Origin of the sequence: Streptomyces phytophilus, assembly GCF_013870535.1 — a bacterium.
GTDB lineage: Bacteria > Actinomycetota > Actinomycetes > Streptomycetales > Streptomycetaceae > Streptomyces > Streptomyces phytophilus.
Genome location: NZ_JACBXC010000210.1, coordinates 1 through 7,070, shown reverse-complemented (window position 1 = coordinate 7,070; position 7,070 = coordinate 1). Strand labels below are relative to the sequence as shown.

The following is a 7,070-nucleotide window of genomic DNA, read 5'->3' as shown; positions in this document are numbered from 1 at the left end:
AGTCCCCGACGACCTCGGACACCGTCCCGTCCCCGGTCCCCTGGGCCGCGATGTCCTCGCCGGCGCGCCGGTCGAGCCGCGCGACCAGACCGGTGACCTGGCGGGCGATGTCCGGGGCCGTCAGGCCGATGTCCACGAGCACCTCCTTGCGGGAGGCGTGGTCGAGGAAGCGCTCCGGGATGCCGAAGTCGCGCAGCGGGATGTCGACGCCCGCGTCGCGCAGCGCCTGCGCGACCGCGGATCCGACGCCGCCGGTGCGGATGTTGTCCTCGACGGTGACGACCACGCGGTGCCGCTCCGCGAGCTGCGGCAGCGCCTCGTCCACGGGCTTGACCCAGCGCGGGTCGACGACCGTCGTGGTGATGCCCTGCTTGTCGAGCAGTCCGGCGATCTCCAGGCACATCGGCGCCAGCGCGCCGACGGAGACCAGCAGCACGTCGGGGCGCTCCGCGCCCTCGGCGCCGGCCGGCTCGTGGAGCACGTCCATGCCGCCGATCCGGCCCACCGCCGGGACGGCGGGGCCGACGGCGCCCTTGGAGTAGCGCACGACGGTGGGGGCGTCGTCGACGGCGACGGCCTCGCGCAGCTGGGCGCGCACCTGGTCGGCGTCGCGCGGCGCGGCGATCCGCAGCCCCGGGACGACCTGGAGGATCGACATGTCCCACATGCCGTTGTGGGACGCGCCGTCGCTGCCGGTGACCCCGGCCCGGTCCAGGACGAACGTCACCCCGCAGCGGTGCAGCGCGACGTCCATCAGCACCTGGTCGAACGCCCGGTTGAGGAACGTGGCGTAGACGGCGAAGACCGGGTGCAGCCCGCCGGTGGCCAGGCCGGCGGCGGAGACCGCGGCGTGCTGCTCGGCGATGCCCACGTCGTAGACCCGGCCGGGGAAGGCGTCGGCGAACTTCTGCAGCCCCACGGGGCGCATCATCGCGGCCGTGATCCCCACGACGTCGTCGCGCTCGCGGCCGATCCGCACCATCTCGTCGGCGAAGACGGAGGTCCAGTCGGCGCCGCCGGCGGCCACCGGCAGCCCGGTGTCCGGGTGGATGACGCCGACCTGGTGGAACTGGTCGGCCTCGTCCTGGCGCGCGGGCAGGTAGCCGCGGCCCTTCTCGGTCAGGCAGTGCACGATGACCGGGCCGCCGAAGCGCCGGGCGCGCTGGAGCGCCGACTCGACGGCCGCGAGGTCGTGTCCGTCGATAGGACCGACGTACTTCAGCCCCAGGTCCTCGAACATGCCCTGCGGCGCGATGAAGTCCTTCAAACCCTTCTTGGCGCCGTGCAGGGTCTCGTACAGCGGCTTGCCGACGACGGGCGTGCGGTCCAGCAGTTCCTTGCCGCGGGCGAGGAAGCGCTCGTAGCCGTCGGTGGTGCGCAAGGTCGCCAGGTGGTCGGCGAGGCCGCCGATGGTGGGGGCGTACGAGCGCTCGTTGTCGTTGACCACGATGACGAGGGGGCGGTTCTGGGCGGCGGCGATGTTGTTCAGCGCCTCCCAGGCCATGCCGCCGGTCAGCGCCCCGTCGCCGATGACCGCGACGACGGCGGCGTCCCGGCCGCGTACCTCGTTGGCCTTCGCCAGGCCGTCGGCCCAGCCGAGGACCGTGGAGGCGTGGCTGTTCTCGATGACGTCGTGGTCGGACTCGGCCCGCGAGGGGTAGCCGGACAGGCCGCCCTTCTTCTTGAGCTTGCCGAAGTCCTGGCGGCCGGTGAGCAGCTTGTGCACGTACGACTGGTGGCCGGTGTCCCACAGCACGCGGTCGCGGGGCGAGTCGAAGACCCGGTGCAGCGCGATGCTCAGCTCCACCACGCCGAGGTTGGGGCCGAGATGGCCGCCGGTGCGGGCGACGGATTCCACGAGGAAGGTGCGGATCTCCGCGGCCAGCCGGTCGAGCTGCTCGGGACCGAGCCGGTCCAGGTCGCGGGGTCCCTTGATACGGGCCAGCAGTGCCACCCGTGCCTCCTTGCTGTCGCAGCCTGCTTTCGGGCCGTACGGCGCCGGGCCCTGCCGCCCACACGGACGTGCCGGGCCCGAAGCGTCCGGTCGAGTCTAATGTTCCCGATGTCCGGTCGCTGATCCGACAGTGCGATGTATGCCACAGGTCCGCAACAGCTGCGCCCCCGTACCGGGAATCGGCACGGGGGCGCAGCGGGTGGCGGGCGGGGCGGCGATCAGGCGCGTCCTGCCGTTTTCTGGGTGCGGCGGGAGACGGAGTCGATGACGACCGCCGCCAGCAGCACCGAGCCGGTGATCATGTACTGCACCGGCGCGTCGATGCCCTTGAGCGCCAGGCCCGACTGGATGGACATGATGACCAGCACGCCGAGCAGCGCGGACCAGCTGCTGCCGCGGCCGCCGTACAGGCTGGTGCCGCCGATGACCGCCGCCGCGATGGCGTTCATCAGCAGCGTGCCGCCGCCCGCGCCCTGGTTCGCCGCGGCGATGGTGGAGGCCATGAACAGGCCGCCGATGGCCGCGAGCGTGCCGGAGACGGAGAAGACCGCGATCCGCATCAGGTCGACGTTGATGCCGGCCCGGCGGCTGGCCTCCACGCTGCCGCCGAGGGCGAAGACCCGCCGGCCGAAGCCGGTGCGGCGCAGCACGAAGTCCGCGCCGACGACCACGACGAGGAAGATGAGCAGCGCCAGCGGCAGGCCCTTGTACTGGTTCAGCACGTACGCCGGGACGAACGCGAGCACGGCCAGGACGACCGTGCGCAGGACGATCTCGCTGAGCGGCCGCGACGGCACCCCGGCCGCCTCGCGCCGCCTCGCGCCGAAGTACGCGGCGGCGAAGTAGCCGCCGACGGAGACCGCCGCGAGCCCGTAAGCGGCGGCGACGTCGGTGAAGTAGTACGTGGTGAGCTTGGCGACGATGCCGTCGGAGTCGAGGTTGATGGTGCCGGAGCTGCCCAGGATGTAGAGCATCAGGCCCTGCCAGCCGAGCAGGCCCGCGAGGGTCACGACGAGCGGCGGGACGCCGATCCGGGCGAAGAAGAAGCCGTGGAAGGCGCCGGTCGCCGTGCCGACGAGGACGGCGAGGATGATCGCCGGGACTTCCGGCATCCCCTCCTGGACGGCCAGCACGGCGAACACCGCGCCGGCGAGCCCGCTGACCGAACCGATCGACAGGTCGATCTCGCCGAGCAGCAGCACGAAGATGATGCCGACGGCTATCAGCCCGGGACCGGCGATGTCGATGGAGATGTTGGACAGGTTCTGCGCGGACAGGAAGGCGTCGTCCAGGCCCTGGAAGATCGCCATGATGAGGATCAGGCCGACGATGACGGGTACGGAGCCCAGCTCGCCCCCGCGCATGCGGCGCTTGAACTCGGTCAGGTAGCCGGCGAAGCCCTGCTCGCGGACGACGAGCCGGGGGTCGACGGCGGTGACGGCCTCCTTGGCGACGCCGGGCTCGGCGTCGGCGGAGGGGGTGTCGGCGGGTGGGGCGGACTTCGCGAGGTCGGTCTTCGCGGAGTCCTCTTTCTCGATCCCCTCGGTGCTCACTTCGCTGCCTCCGCACTTCCGCGCGCCGAGCGGCGCGTCACGGCGTTGTCCGTGGCGCCCGTGATGGCGGCGACGATCTCTTCCTGCGTCGTGGTCGCGACGTCGAAGACGCCGTTGTTGCGGCCGAGGCGCAGCACGGCGACCCGGTCGGCGACGGCCTTGACGTCCTCCATGTTGTGGCTGATCAGCAGCACGGCGTGGTCGCGCTCGCGCAGCCGCTCGACGAGGTCGAGCACCTGGGCGGTCTGCTCGACGCCGAGGGCGGCCGTCGGCTCGTCGAGGATGACGAGCTTGGGGTCGCCGAGGAGCGAGCGGGCGATGGCCACGGTCTGCCGCTGGCCGCCGGAGAGGGAGGCGGTGGGGATGCGGACGCTGGGGATCCGGATGGACAGGGTGGTGAGCAGCTCGCGGGAGCGGCGCTCCATCTCGACCTCGTCCAGGACGCCGACGGTGCGGATCTCCTGGCCGAGGAAGAGGTTGCCGACGACGTCGAGGTTGTCGCAGAGCGACAGGTCCTGGTAGACGGTCGCGATGCCCAGGTCCTGGGCGTCGTGCGGCTTGTGGATGCGAACGGGGCGGCCGCCCCACTCGATGATCCCGTCGTCGATGGCGTGGACGCCGGCGACGGTCTTGACGAGAGTGGACTTTCCGGCGCCGTTGTCGCCGACGAGGGCGACCACTTCACCGGCGCGGACCTCGAGATCGACGTCGGTGAGTGCCTGGACGGCACCGAACCGCTTCGAGATCCCGCGCAACGCCAGCACGGGCGTAGCGGACACGTGAACCATCTCCTACAGGGGGATAGGCGTGGACAAGATGAGGGCCCGGGTGCCCGGGGCCCCGCCGGCAGCGGGAGTTGGGTTGGCGGGTCCCCGGGCACGCGGGTGGCATGGCGCGGCCAGCGGCTCACCGGGTGAGCGGCTCGCACGCTCAGCGGCTCACTGGAGGCCGACGTCCTTGCAGGCGGCGGCGAACTTGCCCGCGCAGATCTCCTCGATCTTCCACAGGCCGTCCTTGACGACCGTCTCCTCGATGTTGTCCTTGGTCAGCGCGATCGGGTCGATGAGCACGGCGGGCACGCCCTGCTCGGACTCGCTGTCCACGGTGCCGGTCGCGACGGAGTCGACCTTCTCGCCGCGGGCCAGCTTGACCGCCATCTCGGCGGCGGCGTCGGCCTCCGGCTTGTACGGCTTGTAAACGCTCATGTACTGCTCGCCGGTGACGATGCGCTGCACGCCCGCCAGCTCCGCGTCCTGGCCGGTGACCGGCGGCAGCGGGTCGAAGTCGGCGGCCTTCAGGGCGGTGATGGCACCGCCGGCCATGCCGTCGTTGGCGGCGTAGACACCGATGATCTTGTCCTGGCCGACCGAGGAGATGGCGCCCTTCATGTCGGAGTTGGCGTTCTCCGCCTTCCACTCCTTGACGTCGTACTCCTTGCCGACGTTGACCTTGCCGTCGAGGACGGAGTGCGCGCCCTCCTTGAACATGGCGGCGTTCGGGTCGGTGACGGAGCCGTTGAGCATCACGACCTCGCCGTCCTTGGCCCCGTCGCCGAGCGCCTCCAGCAGGGACTCGGCCTGGACCTGGCCGACCTTGTTGTTGTCGAAGGAGGTGTACCCGCTGATCGGGCCCTCGGCGAGGCGGTCGTAGGCGACGACGGGGATGCCGGCCTCGTCCGCGGCCTTCACGCCGGAGGCGATCGACTTGTAGTCGACGGCGTCCAGGATCAGCGCGTCGACCTTCTGCGTGATCATGGTGTCGACCTGCTGCTGCTGCGTGGTCGCGTCCTGCTTGGCGTTGTTGTAGATGACCTTGGTGCCCGGGGCCAGCTCCTCGATCTTCTTCTCGATCAGCGGCCGGTCGAAGTCCTCGTAGCGCGCGGTCTGGTCCTCCGGCAGGAGGAGACCTATCGTCAACGGCCCGTCGTTCTTCTTGTCACCGCTGTCGGAGTCGTTGTCGGCCTCATCGGCGCTGCCACAGGCCGCGATGCCGACGGTCATGGATACGGCGGCCAGTGCGACTGCCGCACGGCGCAGATAGGTGTGCACGGTCGAACCTCCCTGACGTGGCCGCGCCTTCGCGGCCGAGGTGTGAGGTAGTCAACTCGCCCGTAACCATGCCGTCAAGAAGTAAATGCTTAACGAGACGGATACGATCCCGTGGTTTCTCTATGTGAACTCAACCTTCTGTGAGAGCGGGGGCGAGGAGCGGCACCGCGCCGTCAAGGATCGAACGGTCGCCCATCTCGCTGAGCACCAGCGCCAGCGCCCCGAGCACCTCCGCGCGGCTGCCCAGCGCCCCGGAGGCCAGGTCGAGCTGGCGGGCGGCGCTGGGGATCGCGTAGCGCGCGACGGACTCCCCTATGGGCTGCAGGATCAGCTCCCCGGCCTCGGCGAGGTCGCCGCCGAGCACCACCCTGCTGGGGTTGAGCAGGTTACACAGGCTGGCCACGCCGCTGCCGATGTGCCGGCCGACGTCGGCGATCACCCGCCGGCAGCCCGGATCGCCGTCGCGCGCGAGCTGCACCATGCGCTCCACGGTCAGCCCGGGGCCGTGGCTGGCCTCCAGCAGGCCCAGGATGTACCGGCCGGCGGTGAAGGTCTCCAGGCAGCCGCGGTTCCCGCAGCGGCAGACGGGGCCGGACTCGTCCAGCGTGATGTGCCCTATCTCACCCGCCGTGCCGCCGGGCCCGCGGTAGAGCTGCCCGTTGATCACCAGGCCGGCGCCGACACCGCTGGCGACCTTGATGTACGCCACGTCCTTGGCACCCCGGCCGCTGCCCCAGACCAGCTCGCCGAGCGCACCCAGGTTCGCGTCGTTGTCGACGTAGACCGGGACGCCGAGGCGGGACTGGAGGTCGTCGCGCGGGTTGGTGCCGGTCCAGCCCGGCAGGATGGCGGTGGAGCCCAGCACGCCCGTCTCGGTGTCTATCGGCCCGGGCACCCCGAGGCCGACGCCGACGACCTTGTCCGGGGGCACGTCCGTGGCCCCCACGAGGCGGCTCACCAGCGCCTCCGCGCGGTCCAGGCCCTGGGTGGCGGAGGCGTCCACGTCGATCGGCTCGGACTCCTCGGCGAGCACCTGGTGCGCCAGGTTCCCCACGGCGACCCGCAGGTGCGTGTGGCCGAAGTCGACCCCGACGACGATCCCGGCATCCCCGCTCAGCGACACGGCACGCGCGCGCCGCCCGCCGGCGGAGGTGGGGGTGACACTGACGGTGCCGCTCTCCTGCAGCTCCCGGACGATGTTGGAGACCGTGGCGGCGGACAGCCCGGTGCTCCGCGCGATCTGCGCCTGTGTGAGCGAACCGGACAGTCGCACGGCGCGCACGACGCGCTCAAGGTTTGCCCGGTGCAGCGAGGACTGCGAGCCCGGAGTCTCCACCACGGCCATCCACTCCTGGTTCGGCGGGCGACACGACGGCCCCCCACTTCCCGGGCCACGCCGATGGGACCCGGATCGCCTACAACTTGTGAAGTCTAGGCTCGGTGGCCATGGTTACCGCCGTCAAGACCTTGACGGCGTGACTATTCCGTAACCCGCACACATCCACGGTACCGAGC

5 protein-coding genes are annotated in these 7,070 nt (G+C 71.1%); all 5 read right to left on the bottom strand.

The annotated features are described in order from the left end of the window. Positions 1–1,954: 1-deoxy-D-xylulose-5-phosphate synthase (dxs, locus tag H5J30_RS12700; protein ID WP_181787541.1), on the bottom strand; the 1,954-nt coding region annotated here is incomplete at its 3' end. Between the two features lie 218 nt (positions 1,955–2,172). Then, entirely contained in the window at positions 2,173–3,507 is a 1,335-nt protein-coding gene (locus H5J30_RS12695) for a sugar ABC transporter permease (protein ID WP_181787540.1), read from the bottom strand. Then, on the bottom strand, positions 3,504–4,295 hold the full coding sequence (locus H5J30_RS12690) for an ATP-binding cassette domain-containing protein (protein ID WP_181787539.1): 792 nt from the start codon (positions 4,293–4,295) through the stop codon (positions 3,504–3,506). The genes H5J30_RS12695 and H5J30_RS12690 overlap by 4 nt, the downstream gene beginning before the upstream one ends. 150 nt (positions 4,296–4,445) lie before the next feature. Next, positions 4,446–5,555: an ABC transporter substrate-binding protein gene (locus tag H5J30_RS12685; protein ID WP_181787538.1), complete on the bottom strand. Its 1,110-nt coding sequence runs from the start codon at positions 5,553–5,555 to the stop codon at positions 4,446–4,448. 130 nt (positions 5,556–5,685) lie between these two features. Then, a complete protein-coding gene (locus H5J30_RS12680; RefSeq protein ID WP_026276312.1) occupies positions 5,686–6,891 on the bottom strand; it encodes an ROK family transcriptional regulator in 1,206 nt (401 codons plus the stop codon). Between the last annotated feature and the right edge of the window lie 179 nt (positions 6,892–7,070).

Coding starts and splice junctions, on each gene's coding strand:
- H5J30_RS12690 (WP_181787539.1), bottom strand. CDS start 4,295: ATGGTTCACGTGTCCGCTACGCCCGTGCTGGCGTTGCGCGGGATCTCG.